Raw genomic sequence first — 20,157 nt, 5'->3', positions numbered from 1 at the left:
CTTTATCCTTGTGTACGTAAAATCTCTTGACGCTGTGTAACTTTTTTCTGCCACTGTTCAGCACGGCGGGTTCTATCAGCTACTTGCCCCACTAACTGTCCACATGCAGCGTCAATATCATCACCACGTGTTTGACGAATCGTACACACAAATCCGGCATCAGACAAAGTTTTTTGGAACGAGATAATACGATTTCGACTTGAGCGACCATATGGCGCGTGCGGGAACGGATTAAACGGAATCAAGTTAATTTTACTTGGTAAATTTTTTAATAATTTAATCATTTGCTGTGCATGTTCAGGTTGGTCATTCACACCTTCCAACATGACATATTCGATAGTCACATGTTTACGCGCACTTTCATTACCATCTTTGGCAATATAACGCTGACATGCTGCAATCAATTGAGCCAATGGATATTTTTTATTAATAGGCACTAATTCGTTACGTAGCTCATCGTTTGGCGCATGTAAAGAAATTGCCAAAGCGACATCAATATCTTTCGCAAGCTGGTCAATTTTTGGTACAACACCTGACGTTGATAAAGTCACACGACGTTTTGACATGCCATAAGCAAAGTCATCAAGCATAATGTGCATTGAGCTTAATACGGCGTCATAGTTGAGCAATGGCTCACCCATACCCATCATTACAACATTGGTCACTGAACGCTCACGTTCAGCAACAGGCACTTCTTCCATATAAGAATAGTTTGCCATCCAGAGTTGCCCAATAATTTCATCTGGGGTTAAATCACGTTGGAAACCTTGCTTACCTGTTGAACAAAATGAGCAGTCCAATGCACAGCCTACTTGTGATGAAATACACAAAGTTTTGCGTAAGCCTGTTTTATCTTCGGCAGGAATTAGCACAGTTTCAACTAAAGAACCTGCACCCTCACCTACGCGAAACACCCATTTACGTGTGCCATCTTTTGAATAGTGACGATGCACAACCTCAGGAGCTTTAATCTCACAAATTTGTTCAAGTTTTGCACGCAACTTGCCTGAAATATTCGTCATTTCAGCAAAATCAGTAACAAAGTACTGATGAATCCATTTCATGACCTGTCCGGCACGAAACTTTTTCTCACCAATATCTTCAAAGAATTTTTCTAATTGCGCGCGTGACATGCCGAGTAAATTCACTTTTTCGGCAGCAGGCGATGCTGGCGTGGACGAAGATTGCTGCTGTCCATCAAGATTTTCAGATGAAACGACCACTGCAGAACTCATGTGTATTTACCTAAACCATGTCAAAAACAGAAGATATTGTTCAAGAATCAGACAATATGCTCTTGAGAGAATAAAAAAACCAGATAAGTAGTATACCACTTATCTGGTTTGAATGCTTTCGATTAACGAGTGCGTGGGCAGATCTCGTTGTCAGCAAAGAAGTAAGCAATTTCACGCTCTGCAGAAGCAACTGAGTCAGAACCGTGAGCAGCGTTTTCGTCGATGCTTACAGCGAAATCAGCACGGATAGTACCAGGAGCCGCTTCTTTAGGGTTTGTAGCACCTAAAATTTCACGGTGAGCAAGAACTGCATTTTCGCCTTCAAGAACAGATACTACAACTGGACCAGAAGTCATGAATGCAACTAAGTCACCAAAGAAACCGCGTTCTTTGTGCTCTGCATAGAAACCTTCAGCATCAGCTTGAGAAAGGTGTTTCATTTTAGTCGCAACAATTTTTAAACCCGCTTTTTCGAAACGAGCAAAAATTTCACCGATGTGGTTTTTAGACACAGCATCAGGCTTTACGATAGACAAAGTACGTTCAATAGCCATGAGTGGCTCCTTTATTTTAAGATTTAAACTTTAAAAAATTTGCAGCATTATACCGATGTCATAGGTAATAATCAGCTTTGAATGTGTAAAAGTTGCGATTTTTTCTACTGTTTTTAGCGAACTTCGTCTATCCAGGCCATTTGGATACCTTCTAGCAATCCTTCGGTTGATTTATTTGGGTCATCACTGAAGTCTGGTAATGCACATACCCATGCATGTAAATCGGTAAAACGGATCCATTGCGGATCAACTTCTGGATGTGCTTCTGACAATTCAATGGCAATATCAATCGTATCTGTCCAACGTAAGCCCATAGCGGCTCCTATCTGTTTAATCTGCTAAATCACGAACTGTGTACTTTAGCAAATCCACAAACCTAATCGATAGCTTAAGCTGATAAAAATTACGGTTCGTTATAAAGCGATGTTTAATAATGGCGCTACAAATATAATGATACTTGCCACTGCTGCACCAATAAGTGCACCCACAATCACATCACTTGGGTAGTGAAGTCCAAGCACCATGCGAGACAACGCAACCAGTACCATGAAAGGTAGCATAGCGGCTAATAACACAGGTTGGATATACCCCAACACAATTGTCACCATTACTGCATGTAACGTATGGCCAGATGGAAAACTAAAGTGATCAAGTGGTCTTTCACCAAGCACAATCACTTGATGGACTTGGTATGGGCGTGGACGCGTCGTTTTATGTTTTAAAAATTTATAAATTGCCGTTCCGATTGAGCCGCCAATTAACAAATAGATAATTTGCAAACTGTAGGTAATGCCATGCATTCCCCATACAATTGCCAGCATGAGATACCAAAAGGGCCCATCGCCCGCACGGCTAATAATTTTGAAGAATAAAGCCACACGTTGTGAGTGAGAAAAATGATTGAGATATAAACAGCCTCTCAAATCGAGATCGAGTATTTTTATTTTTGCATTCTTTAATTTCATGGTCGTTCTCCTATTTTAGGATACTTAGGTGAAGTCCACCGAGGATTCCTTCACCACCTGATAAAATGCCTGTTCTAATTGTTGTACCGGAAGTTGCCAACCGCTTTGCTGTACTTTATGACAGGCTTGTATGCCCATTTCTCTAAGTTGTTGTACTGAAGGGAGTTGATAAATTTGTTGTATAAAATGGTTTTTCTGCCCAAGTGGACTTAACCAACCACTTACGTTATGGACTAAATATTGATGTGCACATGCATAATCATACGCGATAACCGGCAAACCGCTCGCCATTGCCTCTAAAACTACGTTACCAAACGTTTCAACTTGACTCGCAAATACAAATACATCTGCGCTTGCATAGGCAGCTGCCAAATCTTGTCCACGCAAACTACCTGTAAAAATGACATTTCTCGCTTCAGGTAATGCTTTTAATCGAGCAAGATCCGGGCCATCTCCCACCACAACCAGTTTAGTTTTATGTTGCTGCATGTTTTGCATGGCTGCATAACTTTCAACAATCAATTGCACTTCTTTTTCTGGTGATAAACGCCCTACATACAGCATGACACGAGTATCGGCATCGACACCCCATTGTTGGCGTAAGCTTTCTGAGCGATGCTTTGGCGAAAAGCGCGTAGTATCGACACCTCGTCCAACCACAATAAGTGGACAGGTAATACCGAAACCACGTAAAGCTTCTTCTGTATCTTTACTTGGAACACAGGTCACTTGCGTGTTGTTATGAAACCAGCAAAGATATTTTTGAATTGGCTTAACTAAAAAAGCCAAATCAAAGAACCGACTAAAATCTTGAAATGGTGAGTGAAAGCCACTAGAAACTGGAATGTCTTTTGCTTTCGCAGCTTGCATAGCAGTTAAGCCCAGAGGCCCTTCCGTCACAATGTGCACAACATCTGGCATAAACTTTTCAAAAGCTTTTGAAACTTTTAAATATTGAGGCCAACCAAATTGCAGCGTTGGATATTTCGGAATCGCTTGTGACATAACTAGACATTCTTGCTCTGGCAAAAAATCATGACACTTTGCCTTTTGTTCAGGTCGAACCAGTAGTATTTTATGCCCTTGTTTTTGCAAACCTTGACATAACTGTAATAGTGAGAGTGCTACGCCATTAATTTCTGGTGGCCATGTTTCTGTCACAATCGCAATTTTTAAACGAGGACGAACCAACCCGTGGAGTTGGTGCAATTCCTGAGTATTAGACAACTGCTGTTTTTGTTTAAAATAGAATTGGAAGCTTTCAGGGAGTTGCTGTTGTTTTAATAGTGCTGTCGCGTATGAGCCTTGCATAGCGCCATCCATCAATGTATTTATTTTCATGCTTAAAGATTAAGCAGCTTTCTTGACACTTTGATGATAAATGCATGACAGTTTACTGACATAAAAAATTAAAAAAGCACACTGAGAACAGCGTGCTTTTTCGTAAAACAGACAAAAGAACTTAACGGTTTTGCAATTTTGCATAGTCCATAAGTACATTTGCTGCTTCATTCACAAATGTTTCTTCTTCTGGCAACGCAGGACGTTGGTTAGCTTTCATTTTGGCACGAGATTCAGCTAACGCATCTAATGAAGCTTGGTAGCTTTCCCAGTTTGCAAAAGGTTTTTGACCTGTTGCTGCACGACGTTCATTTTCAGCATCTAAAGTTTGCTTTTCTAAACTCAAAAGCTCTGCACGGCGCTTATCAATATCAAGCACAACCTGTTTCTGGTCACTCGTAACCTTCGCGATTGCCGTACGTTTATTTAAATATTTAAACTGAGGATCGGCAGCAACACGTTGTTCAGAGAATTGAGACAACTTCGCAACATATGGTTGAACAGAACCTTCACGCTTAAATGGTGCAGTCGGAATGGTATCCCACTTTAATGCGTTCTTCGATTTACGCTCACCAAACTCTTCGTTATAGATATCGACAAGCTTAATATCTGGCACTACACCTTTATTTTGCGTACTACCACCGGTAACACGGTAGAATTTACGTTGCGTTAAAGTCGCTTGACCGTATGCCAAAGTATCAAGTTGGACCTGAGCTGTACCTTTACCTGTGGTTGTACTACCAATAATAATACCGCGCTCATAGTCTTGAATTGCCGCAGAGTAAATCTCACTTGCTGAAGCAGATGCTAAGTTCACCAATACAGCGAGTGGACCCGTATAGATTTGCTGACCGCCATCGTTGTCTTCAAATACACTGACATTGCCGTTGCCATCACGAATTTGCACAACTGGACCTGACTTAATCACTTGCCCAAGCATACGTGCAACTTCTTCTAATGAACCGCCCGGGTCATTACGCAAGTCAATAATAATACCTTCTACTTTCTTCGCTTTTAATGCCTCAAAAGCATTTGCAGTATCTTCGGAAACTGAACGATATTGCTGACCAGCGCGACGTGAACGATAGTCAAAATAGAACGATGGAATTTCAATCACACCTAATACATGCTTTTTACCATCGCGTGTCACTTCAACTGTACGTGAGCGAACACCTGCATCTTCTTCTTGAATAACATCACGTACTAAAGTCACATTACGTGCCTGACTCATTGATGCACCAGCACCAAGAAGTTTTAGCGTGACTTTAGTGCCACGTTTACCACGAATAAGCCCAACAATTTCCGAACTTGTCCAACCAACCACATCGATCATTTTCCCGCCCTCTTGAGCGACTCCAACGATTCGATCTCCCGATTTCACTTGACCAGACTTACTTGCAGGACCACCTTCTACAATGGTTTCAATCTTGGTGTAATCTTCATTGCCACGCTCTGGACGAATCGATACCCCAATCCCTTCAAGCTGTAAGGTTGTTTGGCGATTCAGTTCAATCGCATCAATTGGCGGATAATAGTTACTGTGCGGATCATAAGTCGCTAACATTGCGTTTAATGTTTTATCTAAAACATCATCGCTTTTTACACGACTAATTCTTTCAAGCTGACGTGTATAACGCTTAGTCAAAGTTTGAGCTGGCGTTAAATCTTCTGGACCTTTTAAGTCTTGGCCATCAGCAAGTGAAGGGTTTTCTTTCAGTGCCTTTTGTTTTGCCTGCTCTTCTTCACGGCTAATCGTTAAATTAATTAACTGTGAAACCAGCATTTTACGCCAGTGATTTTGCTGCTCAGCCGTTGTTTTAAAATACGGCGCTTTTTCGCGATCTACTTCTATATAGCTATTTGGTTGCTTTAAGTTCTGTTGTTGTTTCAACTCAGCCAACATGAACTCATAAAATTGTTTTAAGCGTTCACGATATTGCTGGTGAATTGCAAATGGTCCAGTTAAGTTCCCCGCTTTTAATGAAGCACCAAAATTTGAACCATAGAGTTTTTTATAATTTTGAACTTCAGCGTCTAAAAATAATGAATGGTCTGGATCAAGACTGTCTAAATACATATCAAGAATACGGTTAGATGTATTCGCATCCAGACGCATATTTAAATAATGTTGGCGATCAACTAAAGTTGCCAGTTGACGAGCCACCAAGGCCTGCTCTTGCGTTGGCTGGATCGATTGAGAAACAGCAGCTGTATTGGTTGCTGCTCTTGCTTCGTTCATCGTATGAGAGAAGAATAAACCGCCAGTCGCGATTGCTACTGCACAAGCTATAGTTTGAAGTTTCATAAATTCTTAATACTTCCTTGGGTGTTCGTATCTTACACGCTCTGTTTTCGATATGAACTAAGCAGATTCAACATCTTAACCAACTAAATTGTTTATACCGTGTAGTTTTATCATATTCTGTACTGACAAAATGTAGCAAATCATTGCAAAATTCGCTTATTGTTTTTCAATCAAAATTCAAATGGAACCAATATGATTGGCGCGTTGATGCTGGACATTGCCGGCACAGAACTTACTAAAGAAGATATTGAACTATTACAAGCTCCGCAAGTCGGTGGCATGATTTTATTTGCACGAAATATTGAATCACCACAACAAGTCCGTGCTTTAACCGACCATATGCGCCAAGTTCGCCCAGATATTTTGATTGCTGTCGATCAGGAAGGTGGTCGAGTTCAACGTTTAAAATCTGGCTTTACCTTATTACCAGCGATGGGCCGCTTTGGCGAACTCTATATCACTCAACCACAAAAGGCTCTTGAACTGGCTGAACAATGTGGCTGGTTAATGGCAACTGAAGTCTTGGCTGTGGGGATCGATTTTAGTTTTGCACCAGTTTTAGACCTTAATGCAATTAGTGATGTGATTGGCGACCGTGGCTTCTCTAAAAACATTGAGGATATTGCCCCACTTGCTGGCGCATTTATGCGCGGTATGAAAAAAGCCGGAATGGCAAATACCGGTAAGCACTTCCCAGGTCACGGTTCAGTAAAAGCAGACTCTCATGTTGCTGCTGCAATTGATAGCCGTAGCTATGACGAAATTTATAACCATGACATGCAAAGCTTCATTAAGCTTATGCCTGAGCTTGATGCGCTCATGCCTGCACATGTGATTTATGATCAGGTTGACCCAAATCCGGCAGGTTTCTCACCTTTCTGGATTCAAGAAGTTCTACGCAACCGTTTGAAGTTTAATGGTGTACTTTTCTCCGATGACTTAAGCATGCAGGCTGCTTGTGTAGCAGGTGGCGCAGATGCACGTATTCAGGCCGCTCTGGCAGCGGGTTGTGATATGGGACTGGTATGTAATGACCGTAGTGCAGCATGTACAGCACTTGAAGGTATTGCGAACTTAGAGCTACCAAACCAAGAACGCCTTGAACGCATGCGTGGTCAAATTCCACAAATCCAAGTTGGTGAAACTTTATCGCTTGGAAATGACTGGCAAGCTGTCAAAACAGCCATTGAAGAGTTTAAGAATTCGATTTAAGTTAGTAAAAATTTTAATTGGCTACAAAAACCTATTCACTATCTGATACGCGGTTAAGTCATACGCAACCTGCTCATCTGCTGAAGGATATTGATTGCTTCAATATATTTGATAGATGCAGAAAGTGAACAGGTTTTGCGTATGACAATGGTTTTGGTTACTTTTCCCGAAAGAAAAGTAACTCCAACTGAAAGTTCATCCCAGAATGCCAACCTAATTGACAGGACTCCATCATGCAGGTTCATTCACCATCAATACATTAGAACCTCTTCATTGTTATTAATAATGAAGATCACACAAAAACAATAAATCGAGTTCAGGACGAATGACACAACACCTTTCAAAACACCGCCACATCTCTTTTACAGCCCACTATACGGGTTATATCTGGTATCAAATGGGGATCTCACATGAAGCACTTGCCACCAGTAAAGGAAAATCGTTAGCATATTTAGTTCACCCATTAGAGTCTTGGGCAGAAAAATATGTGGGCGGCAGTATGCGCACGACGCTTAAACAGCGCCATACCATGCTTGATCATGATTTAGAGAAGTTAATTCAAGAAAATCCTGATTTACAGGTACTTGAAATTGCCTGTGGTTTATCACCACGTGGTTGGTGGTTTAGACAGCATTACCCTTCTATTACCTATCGGGAGCTTGATTTACCCGATATGGCTCAGACAAAGCAAAATGCATTACAACAAATTGAAAAAAATGCACCTGAGATTTTATCAGTCGATTTATTTACCGAAGCCTTTGCTCAGGCATTTGAAGTGTTTGACGCGAATCGCCCACTGGTTGTGATTAGTGAAGGTTTGATTAACTATTTTGATAAAGACTTATTAAAACAACTGATCCAGTCGATTGCTCACTACGGAACTTCTTTTAAAAAGTTCCATTACTTAACCGACCTCTACCCTGAACCCGTTAAAAATAAACTCGCCAGTATTATCTGGAACAGTAGTAAATTACTTAAACTTATGTCTCGAAGCTCATTTAGTTTTCATTTTAAGACTCCACTTGAAGTGAAAGACTTTTTTAAAGATGCAGGATTTAGTCAGGTAAGTGTTGAACAACCACAAATATTCTTTGGACAAGTTTCTAAAGAGAGCGATGAAGAACATTTAGGTGACTTAGTTTGGACCATTCACGCCCAAATAAAATAATAAATATAAAAAAATGGAAGCTCGAAATAAACGAGCTTCCATTTATAAAAACCTAATTAAGCAGTTTGTTTTTGACGGACAATAAAACGACTTAAACGATCAGCAAGCTCAAAACTGCCATGTTTAAATAAAGCACGGATTCCTTGTTCAGTAGCTTCAAAAATTAAACATTCAATCGAGAAAGGGCCTTCCTCATCTTCTAGATGCAGAGCCAGATCCCGTGGGTGTTCATTTACAAAATCGAGCTGTGTCACATCATCTAACTTCAAGTACATCCCAAAGAAAGTCACGTCAACAATCGTCACTGACACTTCCGTTTTACATTCACGGTGGCTCAGTTTCGTTTTAGGTTGAAGAACTGAAATCCGCTCTTCACCACGGCGCTCCATGTTTTGCATTTGTTCACGTGTCATAGGAATAATGCCATCCAAATTTTGGATAGATTCACCTTTTAAAAATGAAGTGAACAAACTCATGGTTTCTTTACGACGCTGCAACTGAGGTACATGGTCCGCATTTGCAATAAGGGCAAATTCCATATCTGGACATTGCAAAGCAAAATTGGCATTTTCATGAGGCAGAGTAAAACTATCGTACTGCCCTGCTGCAACCAGTGTTTTACACTTTGGAATCGGCACATCTGTTAAACGCAAAAGTCGATTACAGTTAATGTCATAACGTTCACGCTCGGTACCCGTAAACTCAGCCATTTGCCTAAAAAATAATTTTTTAGCTGTAGGTGACATACGGGTTTTATCTAACTTGGCATGATTGACCAAATATAAAATTACCGCTTGCCCAAACTCTTCCATGCGGTTTTCTTGCATGAGTTTGAGTGATTCTTCCAAAATCATTCGCCAGCTTTTACGGGTCTTTTGCATAACACCCATCAAAATCATGCGATCCATCAAATCTGGACGGTGATAGGCAAAACAAGAAGCAACTACTGAACCCAACGACATTCCCATTACAGAAACTTTTTGAATTCCGACAATATCTAACCAGCGACCTAGCATTTCTGATAAATCAGGTAGTTCTAATGTTCCAGCAGAAATTCCAGTATCCCGATTGGTAATTTGTTGATTTGCACCCATTGATGGTAAGTCAATTAGAATGACCGGACCACTTTCAAACAGTTGCTCAACACAATATTTATAAGAGTTAAAATTTTGAAAAGCGCCGCCAACAATCACGATTGGTGTTTTGTGAATGGTTTTTGGGTCTGCAATCGCCATGTATTCAATTTTCCAGCCGTCAATCCATGTGGTACGAGCTGGCTGTTTAAAACTATCTCTATGGTAGATATCGAAAAACCCAAAACCGGCATAAGCTTGGTTTATCTCCGAATCCATTTGAATAATGGAATTCATATCCTTGCTTCCTCCTTGCTGTAATTTTTTTATGCTGCAAGAGTTCCTTCTTGAACATGTAATCTTTTATGCACAAATCTTTAAAATTTGTATTAGTTTGTATTGCACCAGTCCATTCTAAACAATTGTCTGAAATATACGCAATCGCTGAAATGACCGCTCATCTTGTTTAAGCCGCTAATAGTTTTCAAAATATTTAAATGTTTTTTTATAGCGGTCACATTTTTGAAAAAAAGCCATTCATTGTTCCGCATTTGACTGCTACTATCGTAGTCATTGGTAAATGATTAAAAACTGCTATGCAAGATTCAATTGAACAATACATGCAAAAAGTTGGGCAACAAGCACGTGAGGCTTCACGCGTTTTAACAAGTGCTTCAACTTCGCTTAAAAATCATGCACTCTCTGCTATTTATACTGCTTTAGAAAATAATCAGGCAGCAATCTTGGCGGCGAATCAACTCGACATGGAAAAAGGCCGTAACAACAAGCTTGATAGCGCCTTACTTGATCGTCTTGAGCTTACACCCGCACGCTTTAAAGGGATGTTGCAAGGTTTAAAAGATGTGATCGCGCTTGTCGATCCAATTGGGGAAATTACGGATCTTGCATATCGCCCCACAGGTATTCAAATTGGAAAAATGCGTGTGCCTTTGGGTGTCGTTGGTATGATTTACGAATCACGTCCAAACGTAACACTTGAAGCTGCATCTTTAGCAATTAAATCGGGCAATGCCATTATTTTACGTGGTGGTTCAGAAGCACTTGAGTCAAACAAAGCAATCGCAGAAGCGATTAAACATGGTTTAAAAGTTGCTGGTTTACCTGAGCATTCAGTACAAGTCATTGAAACTTCTGATCGTGCAGCGGTTGGTCACCTCATTACCATGGCTGAATATGTAGATGTAATTGTTCCACGTGGCGGCAAAAGCCTAATTGAGCGTGTAACCAACGAAGCTCGTATTCCTGTGATTAAGCATCTTGATGGTAACTGCCATGTATTTGTTGAAGCACAAGCAGATTTGCAAAAAGCTTTACCAATTACATTAAATGCAAAAACACATCGTTATGGCGTTTGTAATGCGATGGAAACTCTGCTCGTTGATGAAAAAATTGCAGATGTTTTCTTACCACGCATTGCTGAACTATATGCTGAAAAACAAGTTGAGCTTCGCGGCTGTCCAGAAACACGCCGTATTTTGGGTGCTTCTGTAAAACCAGCAACAGAAGAAGATTGGTATACCGAATATTTGGGGCCAATTCTTGCAGTTAAAGTAGTGAGTGGTATTGATGAAGCAATTGACCATATCAACAAATATGGTTCACATCACACCGATGCTATCGTAACTGAAAACTACACGTTGGCTCGTCAGTTCTTGGCTCGTGTAGACTCAAGTTCAGTCGTGATTAACGCTTCAACTCGTTTCGCCGATGGCTTTGAATATGGTTTAGGTGCTGAAATTGGTATCTCAACAGATAAAATTCATGCACGTGGTCCAGTTGGTTTAGAAGGCTTAACTTCTCAAAAATGGATTGTGTTAGGTGACGGTCAAATTCGTCAATAATCAAGCCATTCTTGCAAATAAAAACGCCTGATCAATATCAGGCGTTTTTTTATTATTCAAATTATTAGCAACTAAAAAAACCAGCCAAAAGGCTGGTTTGTTAATCATATGTTCATTAGAAAATAAAGTCGGTATTCACAAATTTAGAATAGTGCTCAGACACCATAGAGGCCAGCATGCCTTTGCTATCATCGGTCTGTTTAGCAGCAATCATAGCGCGGATAGAAAATGCACGTAACGCATCATGCACAGACAGTGTACCTTCGGCAGAATCTTTACGACCACCAAATGGGAATACATCTGGACCACGTTGACACTGACAGTTGATATTTACACGACAAACTTGATGTACAAGTGTATCGACTAAATGACCAATTTGCTCGGGGTCGCTACCAAAAATACTCACCTGCTGACCATGATCCGAAGTCGTAACATATTCCAGCACAGTTTCAATGTCATCATAAACAGAGACAGGCACCACTGGACCAAACTGTTCTTCGCGATACAGTCTCATACCCTCTGTCACTGGATAAACTACGGCTGGATAAAACATGGTTTTGCAGAATTCGCCACCTTCCGGATTAACGACTTTAGCTCCTTTAGCCACGGCATCTTCAATGACTTCAGTCATATAGGTCGTACGGTGCATACCTGGCAATGGAGTAATAAATACACCTTTTTCCCATGGCATACCCACTTTTAGTTTAGCCAGTTCAGCCGTTAAGCGCTTAACAAATTCGTCAGCTATTGACCGATGTACCATCAACATTTTGAGCGCAGTACAACGCTGACCATTAAAAGACAATGCCCCCAACAGGCACTCTTTCACTGTCAAATCCAAATCAGCATCTGGCAGAATAATGGCTGCGTTCTTTGCATCCAGTCCCAGAATCGCACGCAGACGGTGAGATTTAGGATGTTGTTTTTTCAAGTGATCGGCCACTTTACTAGAACCAATCAGTGCCAATACATTAATTTTTCCAGATGCCAACAGATGCGGCACCACCAATGAACCTGGTGCATAAATGGTATTGATCACACCTTTTGGAAATGAATCACGGAATGCTTCCAACAATGGTTCAAACAATAAGGTACCAAATTGAGGTGGTTTAAAAATGATGGTATTACCCATCAGCATGGCCGGAATCAAGGTAGCAAAGGTTTCGTTCAGCGGGTAGTTGTACGGTCCCATACACAACACGACCCCTAATGGAGTACGACGGATTTGACCAATCGTACCTTCAGCAATCACAAAGCGGGAGTTGGCATTATCCAGATCTTTCAGGGCATCAATCGTTTGACGCATATAGGTGACAGTACGGTCGAACTCTTTTTCTGAGTCCGCCAAGCTCTTACCAATTTCCCACATGATCAGTTTAACAATGAGCTCTCGCTGTTCCACCATACGCTGAATAAAATTCTGCATACAAGCAATGCGCTCACCAACTTTCATCATTGGCCATTCACCACGACCATTATTGTAGGCACGTACTGCAGCTTCTAACGCTTCGTCACTTTCTTTCTCACCCATGACTGGATAACTACCAAGCTCAACTTGCTGCAAGCTACCGTCAGGTTGCTGAATCCAGATTGGAGAGAATGTCTTCTTGGTTGAACCAGCCCATAACTTCAACTCACCATCCACTAACGAGATACGCTGATGAATCTGAGATGGCAGACGTACGCTGTCAGGAATACTATCTACTGGGGGAAATTTATGTTGTAAATTATTTGAATGGCTCATTATTCTTATCTCCAATTATTTATAAATTTAAACCTAGCCTGTTATGAACAGGTCTAGTTTGTGTGAATACCAGTACTGTTACCGGTATTCACCTTGCTTGGGCCTCAGGCTATAGAGCCATCAAGATGTGAGTTTTAAATGAGGTTATCCTCGACACACACTATCAGTCACCCCTAGCTTCTGGATGACTTGTTCAATGATCTGTTCTGGTGTGAGCGCAATATCAATAGCAATTGCTTCATTCACATCAGGTTCCTCTAATGTATCTAGCTGAGTTTGTAGCAATGATGGGTCAAAGAAATGGCCTGCTCGCTCAGCAAGACGTTGCTGCAACAGCTCATAAGAACCTTTTAAGTATACAAACTTAATATTCTGGTCCTGCCCTCTTAAAATATCGCGATACATCCGCTTTAAAGATGAGCATGTAAATACAGCTGTTTCACCATCTCTTTGTTTTGTTTCAATCGCCTGACGAATGGCTTGTAACCACGGCAAACGGTCTTCATCAGTTAAAGGAATACCTTGGCTCATCTTGCTTTTATTTGCAGCCGAATGAAGCGTATCGCCATCGAGGAACTCACAAGCCAAACGCTCTGATAACAACTCACCGATTAGGGTTTTACCTGTTCCACAGACACCCATTGCAATCACAATCATGGATTACTCACCTTTAATTATAAAATAGTGCTAAGCAGTAGCGTGAAAGATAAACCCAACACCGAAATGATCGTTTCTAATACCGACCAAGTTTTGAGTGTCTGCCCTACTGTCATACCAAAATATTCTTTGATTAGCCAAAATCCTGCGTCATTTACATGTGAGAACACTAATGAACCCGAACCCGTCGCAAGGACTAAAAGTTCCGGCCTAACAGCAACGCCAGCCGTAGCTGCAATTGGAGCAACAATGCTACAAGCGGTAGCCATCGCAACCGTTGCAGAACCTGTAGCCAAACGAATCAATGCTGCGACAAACCAGCCTAACAATAACGGCGATAAATTTGCCTTCAAAGCTGTAGATACAATCTCATCAGAAATACCGGTGTCACGCAAAATGCCACCAAAACCGCCACCTGCACCTACAATCAACATAATCCCGGCAATAGAAGCTAAACACCCGCCACAGAATTTTTCAATTTGTTCACGGTTAAAGCCCTGCATCGTACCAAAGGTAACAAAGCTGACCAGTACAGCAATAAGCAATGCGATATCAGAAGTACCAATGAAACGTAGTACATCATTTGCGAAAGTTTTTGGTGCAAAGAATAGATCAGCCCAACTTCCGATTAACATGAGTACAACAGGCAACATAATCGTAAATAAGGTAATCCCAAAGCTTGGTAGCTCACGAGTCTTAGTCGTATCCGCATCAACAAACTGCTTTGCTAAAGGGTTATTTTCGGGCAATTTGACGTATTTATTAATCCAGAGTGCGTACAAAGGCCCAGCCACAATAGCTGTTGGAACACCCACGATTAAACTGTAAGCAATCGTTTTACCAATATCAGCATGATATGCCTGCACTGCCAGCAAAGCTGCTGGATGTGGCGGAATTAAACCATGTACGACCGACAAACCAGCCACCATCGGCAAGCCAACAACCAGTAAGGACTTGCCTGTCCGTTTAGCAATGTTAAATGCGATTGGAATGAGTAGAACGAAACCGACTTCGAAAAATACGGGAAGACCAACAATAAGGGCAATAAACATCATGGCCCAGTGAATATTTTTCTCACCAAACCATTTAATTAAAGTAATTGCTATTCGTTCAGCACCACCCGACTCGGCCATCATTTTGCCGAGCATCGTTCCGAGTGCGATTACAATCGCAAGGTGGCCCAAGGTTTTACCAGTACCAGCTTCATATGACTTAACAATATCGCCCATTGGCATGCCAACAGCTAAAGCTAAACCGAGTGAAACAATGATAAGAACTAAAAAGGGATAAATTCTGAACTTCGCGATCATAACAACCAATGCAATAATCGCGATTACAGTGTAGATCAGCAACATGCCACCCTGAACCGTCTCCATGGGACACTTCTCCTTGGAATTATTATTTAGGCACACTGCCTAAACAAAGGTCTTCAACCACAGTAATTCCTACTGTTAAGACATTAATTTTTTATATTTAGGTGTGACCAGCACAAACTGGTCACATCAATACAGCCTTTAAAGCACATAGAATGCACTTCATTTTTTATAAATATTGACTACATTTACAATGCTCTCAACTGACTCGCAATTTGAGCTAAACGCGTGATTTCAGCCCAGTCTTGTTCAGCAACAGCAGCTTTAGGCGTCAACCATGAACCACCCACACAAACTACGTTAGGTTGCTTCAAGAAATCTGGTGCTGACTCTGCTGTAATTCCACCGGTCGGGCAAAAACGCAAGTTTGGAAATGGACCATAAAATGCTTTGAGCATCTCGACCCCACCTGCTTGCTGAGCTGGGAAAAACTTCACAATGTCATAACCCAACTCAATCGCCTGAATCAGATCACTTGGTGTCATGACTCCTGGTAACAAAGGTAAGCCAGCATCTTGCGCAGCCAAATGTAAGTCTTTGGTTAAACCAGGAGATACACCAAACTTAGCGCCTGCTTTTTTAGCTTGGGCGCAATGCTCAGGCTTGGTAATTGTTCCCACCCCCACCACAATGTCATCTGCCAACTGGCTTGCACGCTCAATAGCAGCCAAACCAGCAGCGGTACGTAAAGTAATTTCCAGTACTTTTACACCACCAGCATGCAACGCACGTGATACATGTTCACCTTGTTCGGCAGAGTCAAAAGCCAACACGGGAATTACTGGGCCTAATTTGACCACATCTTCAATCTTGCTCATTACTTTGTAATTCCTTTGTCTCAAATATGCGCTTGTGGCTCTTCACCAACAAGTGAACCAAACACAGATGCACCATGTTCAGCAGGCGCTGCTGCTGCACGGAATACACCAAATAATTCACGGCCGAAACCGACTTCGTTTTCTGCCTGATGTTCTGGTTGTGCAACAGGGCGTGACTGCCAAGTTTGTTCATCTAACTCAATATCGAGTACACCAGCTTCAGCATCAATAACCAACATATCTCCGGTTTGGACTTTAGCAATCGGACCGTTGAGTAAAGCCTCTGGAGACAAGTGAATGACTGCTGGTACTTTACCTGAAGCGCCAGACATACGACCGTCAGTGACTAAAGCAACGTGGAAACCTTGGTCTTGTAAAACACCCAACACAGGCGTCAAACGATGTAACTCAGGCATACCATTCGCACGAGCACCTTGGAAACGAACAACCGCAATAAAGTCTCGGTGTAATTCGCCACGGTCAAACGCTGCTTGTACCGCTTCTTGAGAATCAAACACAATTGCTGGAGCTCTAACTTTACGGTGCTCTGGCGCAACCGCAGAAATCTTGATAACACCACGACCAAGGCGACCTTGCATTAAGCGCAAACCACCATCTGGCTGAAACGGCGCATCAATGCTACGGAGTACTTTGTCATCAAGGCTTTGAACCACACCGTCAACCCAAGTGAGCTTACCGTCAATCAATTTCGGTTCTTTGGTGTAGTGCTGTAAACCTTTACCAGCGACTGTCGTTACATCGTTATGGAGTAACCCTGCCTCAAGTAAGTTACGAATTAGGAAAGCAACCCCACCCGCTGCTTGGAAATGGTTTACATCAGCCTTACCATTTGGATAGATTTTTGCGAGCAATGGAACAACAGCAGACAACTCATCAAAGTCATCCCAGTCAATTAAGATACCAGCCGCGCGTGCAATCGCAATCAGATGTAACGTATGGTTGGTTGAACCGCCTGTAGCCAGTAATGCCACAATGCCATTTATAATTGCTTTTTCATCGACAACATGACCAATCGGTGTGTAGTTGCCTCGCTCAGCAGTTAGGTCAAGCACACGTTTAGCAGCTTCGGCAGTAAGAGCGTCACGTAGTGGTGTGTGAGGATGAACAAATGCAGCACTTGGCAAATGTAAACCCATCACTTCCATCAACATTTGGTTACTGTTGGCAGTACCGTAGAAGGTACATGTGCCCTGACCATGATAGGCAGCTGACTCAGCTTCAAGTAAGGCATCTCGGCCCACTTGACCAGTCGCGAATTGTTGACGAATTTTAGCTTTATCATCATTCGATAAACCACTACTCATTGGACCCGCAGGCACAAAAATAGTCGGTAGATAACCAAACTGTAAGGCACCAATCAGTAAGCCCGGCACAATCTTATCGCATACGCCGAGACACAATGCGGCATCGAACATATTATGAGAAAGTGCAATTGCTGTACTCATCGCAATTGTTTCACGTGAAAACAATGACAATTCCATACCGGCATTACCTTGGGTAATGCCATCACACATTGCCGGCACACCACCTGCAAACTGAGCAACACCACCATTTTCGCGGGCAGCTGTTTTTATAATGTCTGGGAAGGTTTTATAAGGGGCATGTGCTGAAAGCATTTCATTATATGAAGACACAATCCCAATATTTGGTTCACGGCCAACTTTAATAATTAATTTTTCATTATCTTCCATGCTGGCAAAACCATGCGCGAGATTGGCACATGAGAGTGCTCCACGAGCAGGAAATTTACCTTGGGCATGTTCAATGCGTTGTAAATATGCAGAACGAGTTTTTTGGCTACGCGCGATTACACGCTCGGTAACTTTTGCCAATATTGGGTTCGGCAAGTCCATGCTGGACGCTCCTGTACAACCGGATAAGCCGGAAAAACAAAATAGACCAAATGATATATTTAACGATCATTTGGCAGAGGGATGAATAATATTATTAAGGCAAAAAGCGACATGCAAGCCCTTATAACTCCGAGCAATACTCTAGGCCTTAGCATTAAAGACAAATAATGTTTAAGTTTTAAACAAGGAAATGATTTTATTTTTGACTATATTTACGGGTAAATTAAACATTAATAACTATGAGAAATTTCTCATAATATCAAAGCAATAAAATATCTTTATAAATGGGTGAGCACTGACTTTTTTATACTTAGTTTGATATTAAAAATGTTTATAATTTATCCTTTTTATCCTATATATAAACTATTAAAACTTAATTTCAATTACGTATATTATTTGTAATACTCCCCTCTAGTTTGATTAAAATGACAGCACTTCTTTTTTCTTAAAAAACTTATACCAAATAGTTGAAAATTACTTTAATTCAAAATTTACTTTTCATAAATACATACAAAAAACTGTTTAATTCTTCTACAAAAAAACAATAAATACAGTGGTTAAGCTTTATACTGAACAGATATTAGTTATAAAAAATTTGATGGTCGATAGTGCTTAAGTCTAATGGGCTAAAGTCTATCTTGGACAGAAAAACAACACATGTTAAAACATCACAACCTGCTCTTAATGCATGTTGCAATTAATGCCTTTTGATCAGGAAGTTAGGAAAACTATTTTTAAATCAGGACTTGGGTATTTCAACGTGGCTACATCAGTATTAGTTATTAATTGCGGTTCTTCATCTATTAAATACGCGCTGGTTTCAGACCGTCGTGAAGATCGTATTTATGGTTTAGCAGAAAACTTAGGGGCGGCTGATGCTCGTATTAAAGGAATTACAGTCGGTGGAGAACCACTAGAGCTTTCAATTCCCTATGCTGACCACGCCAAAGCTTTAGAAACTTTACTTGCACGTCTTGCAAACTATAAACCTCAAGCAATCGGTCACCGTGTCGTACATGGTGGAAGCCTCACCAAAGCTGAATTACTTACTCCTGAAATTATAGAACGTATTCGTGCAGCTACTCCTCTTGCACCGCTTCATAACCCAGCCCACTTAATCGGGATTGAAGCAACGATGCGCCTATTTCCTGAATTACCTCAAGTTGCCGTATTTGACACTGCATTCCATCAAACCATGCCTGCGCATGCATACCGTTATGCAATCCCTAAATTTTTATATACAGATCATAACGTTCGCCGCTATGGCTTCCACGGCACAAGTCATGCTTATGTGTCTGACCGAGGCAGTGAACTGGCTGGTAATTTCCAAAAAGGTGGTTGGTTAACAGCGCACTTGGGCAATGGTAGTTCGACATGTGCCGTATGGAATGGACAAAGTGTTGATACTTCTATGGGGCTTACTCCGCTTGAAGGCGTTGTGATGGGAACCCGTAGTGGGGATGTCGACCCAAGCTTACACAGTTTCCTTGCAAAAAATCTTGGTTGGGACTTGGCGAAAATCGATAAAGTTTTGAATAACGAAAGTGGCTTACTCGGCTTATCACAACTCTCTAACGATATGCGTACAGTGATTGAAGCCTCTGAAAATGGCAACGAAGATGCGCGTCTTGCAATTGAAGTATTTAGCTACCGCCTTGCAAAATCACTTGCTGCACTAAGCTGTGGTTTACCAAGCATTGATGGCCTGATCTTCACAGGTGGTATTGGTGAGAACTCAGCTTATATTCGTGAAAAAACTTTAGCTTATTTACCTCACTTTGGTTTACAGCTCGATAAAGACCAGAACAACAATTTAAAACGTGGCACAGAAGGCCGTATCGATAGTGGTACAGGCCCACAAATTTGGGTTATTCCAACCGATGAAGAAGGCCGTATTGCCAAAGAAACTCGTCAGGTTGTAGACGTTTCACAAAATACATCTCCTGAAGTTAGCCTTGCTTAATTACAGAAGTCAA

Annotated in this window: 16 protein-coding genes; 4 read left to right on the top strand and 12 right to left on the bottom strand. The window is 41.4% G+C overall.

Annotated features, from left to right (window positions below; translation table 11 throughout):
- Positions 1–2: 2 nt before the first annotated feature.
- The 6 genes from rlmN to ACIF8R_RS09655 all read right to left on the bottom strand — a co-directional run bounded on the left by rlmN (position 3) and on the right by ACIF8R_RS09655 (position 6,400).
- Positions 3–1,235, bottom strand: coding sequence for a 23S rRNA (adenine(2503)-C(2))-methyltransferase RlmN (rlmN, locus tag ACIF8R_RS09680; protein WP_151682915.1), 1,233 nt, complete (start codon positions 1,233–1,235; stop codon positions 3–5).
- Positions 1,236–1,357: 122 nt separating this feature from the next.
- The gene (ndk, locus tag ACIF8R_RS09675) at positions 1,358–1,789 is read right to left on the bottom strand and encodes a nucleoside-diphosphate kinase (protein WP_000963851.1); all 432 of its coding nucleotides are present in this window, start codon (positions 1,787–1,789) and stop codon (positions 1,358–1,360) included.
- A 113-nt stretch (positions 1,790–1,902) separates the two neighbouring features.
- Positions 1,903–2,103 (bottom strand): Fe-S cluster assembly protein IscX, encoded by a 201-nt coding sequence (iscX, locus tag ACIF8R_RS09670; RefSeq protein WP_004698764.1) that lies wholly within the window; start codon positions 2,101–2,103, stop codon positions 1,903–1,905.
- Positions 2,104–2,202: 99 nt separating this feature from the next.
- A complete protein-coding gene (locus ACIF8R_RS09665) occupies positions 2,203–2,754 on the bottom strand; it encodes a phosphatase PAP2 family protein (protein ID WP_039250407.1) in 552 nt (183 codons plus the stop codon).
- 24 nt (positions 2,755–2,778) lie between these two features.
- Positions 2,779–4,077 (bottom strand): glycosyltransferase family 4 protein, encoded by a 1,299-nt coding sequence (locus tag ACIF8R_RS09660; RefSeq protein WP_396480565.1) that lies wholly within the window; start codon positions 4,075–4,077, stop codon positions 2,779–2,781.
- 139 nt (positions 4,078–4,216) lie between these two features.
- Positions 4,217–6,400, bottom strand: a complete 2,184-nt coding sequence (locus ACIF8R_RS09655; protein ID WP_263612898.1) for a carboxy terminal-processing peptidase — start codon at positions 6,398–6,400, stop codon at positions 4,217–4,219.
- A gap of 192 nt (positions 6,401–6,592) precedes the next feature.
- Between ACIF8R_RS09655 and nagZ the strand changes: the two genes are divergently transcribed.
- Both nagZ and ACIF8R_RS09645 read left to right on the top strand, forming a co-directional pair.
- Positions 6,593–7,612, top strand: a complete 1,020-nt coding sequence (nagZ, locus tag ACIF8R_RS09650; protein ID WP_396480448.1) for a beta-N-acetylhexosaminidase — start codon at positions 6,593–6,595, stop codon at positions 7,610–7,612.
- 325 nt (positions 7,613–7,937) lie between these two features.
- Entirely contained in the window at positions 7,938–8,780 is an 843-nt protein-coding gene (locus ACIF8R_RS09645; RefSeq protein WP_396480446.1) for a class I SAM-dependent methyltransferase, read from the top strand.
- 56 nt (positions 8,781–8,836) lie between these two features.
- On the opposite strand, the gene ACIF8R_RS09640 is transcribed toward ACIF8R_RS09645, so the two are convergent.
- Positions 8,837–10,150 (bottom strand): alpha/beta fold hydrolase, encoded by a 1,314-nt coding sequence (locus ACIF8R_RS09640; RefSeq protein ID WP_396480444.1) that lies wholly within the window; start codon positions 10,148–10,150, stop codon positions 8,837–8,839.
- A gap of 299 nt (positions 10,151–10,449) precedes the next feature.
- Between ACIF8R_RS09640 and ACIF8R_RS09635 the strand changes: the two genes are divergently transcribed.
- Positions 10,450–11,715: a glutamate-5-semialdehyde dehydrogenase gene (locus ACIF8R_RS09635; protein WP_039250396.1), complete on the top strand. Its 1,266-nt coding sequence runs from the start codon at positions 10,450–10,452 to the stop codon at positions 11,713–11,715.
- Between the two features lie 115 nt (positions 11,716–11,830).
- Here the strand turns inward: ACIF8R_RS09635 and ACIF8R_RS09630 are convergent, their stop codons facing one another.
- The 5 genes from ACIF8R_RS09630 to edd all read right to left on the bottom strand — a co-directional run bounded on the left by ACIF8R_RS09630 (position 11,831) and on the right by edd (position 18,181).
- Entirely contained in the window at positions 11,831–13,459 is a 1,629-nt protein-coding gene (locus tag ACIF8R_RS09630) for an NADP-dependent glyceraldehyde-3-phosphate dehydrogenase (protein ID WP_396480441.1), read from the bottom strand.
- Between the two features lie 144 nt (positions 13,460–13,603).
- The gene (locus ACIF8R_RS09625; protein ID WP_087606373.1) at positions 13,604–14,116 is read right to left on the bottom strand and encodes a gluconokinase; all 513 of its coding nucleotides are present in this window, start codon (positions 14,114–14,116) and stop codon (positions 13,604–13,606) included.
- Between the two features lie 17 nt (positions 14,117–14,133).
- Positions 14,134–15,492 carry a gluconate:H+ symporter gene (locus ACIF8R_RS09620; protein ID WP_191028669.1) on the bottom strand — a complete coding sequence of 453 codons (1,359 nt, stop codon included), beginning with the start codon at positions 15,490–15,492 and terminating at the stop codon, positions 14,134–14,136.
- A gap of 185 nt (positions 15,493–15,677) precedes the next feature.
- A complete protein-coding gene (gene eda / locus ACIF8R_RS09615) occupies positions 15,678–16,307 on the bottom strand; it encodes a bifunctional 4-hydroxy-2-oxoglutarate aldolase/2-dehydro-3-deoxy-phosphogluconate aldolase (RefSeq protein ID WP_077169059.1) in 630 nt (209 codons plus the stop codon).
- A 20-nt stretch (positions 16,308–16,327) separates the two neighbouring features.
- A complete protein-coding gene (edd, locus tag ACIF8R_RS09610; protein WP_284118604.1) occupies positions 16,328–18,181 on the bottom strand; it encodes a phosphogluconate dehydratase in 1,854 nt (617 codons plus the stop codon).
- 760 nt (positions 18,182–18,941) lie between these two features.
- Here edd and ACIF8R_RS09605 point away from each other — a divergent pair.
- Positions 18,942–20,144 carry an acetate/propionate family kinase gene (locus ACIF8R_RS09605; RefSeq protein ID WP_019458067.1) on the top strand — a complete coding sequence of 401 codons (1,203 nt, stop codon included), beginning with the start codon at positions 18,942–18,944 and terminating at the stop codon, positions 20,142–20,144.
- Positions 20,145–20,157 lie beyond the last annotated feature (13 nt).

This window comes from Acinetobacter sp. ABJ_C4_1 (assembly GCF_044538495.1).
Classification (GTDB): domain Bacteria; phylum Pseudomonadota; class Gammaproteobacteria; order Pseudomonadales; family Moraxellaceae; genus Acinetobacter; species Acinetobacter nosocomialis_A.
Note: the sequence above shows the minus strand (reverse complement) of the source record. Positions and strands in the feature narration are given on the sequence as shown.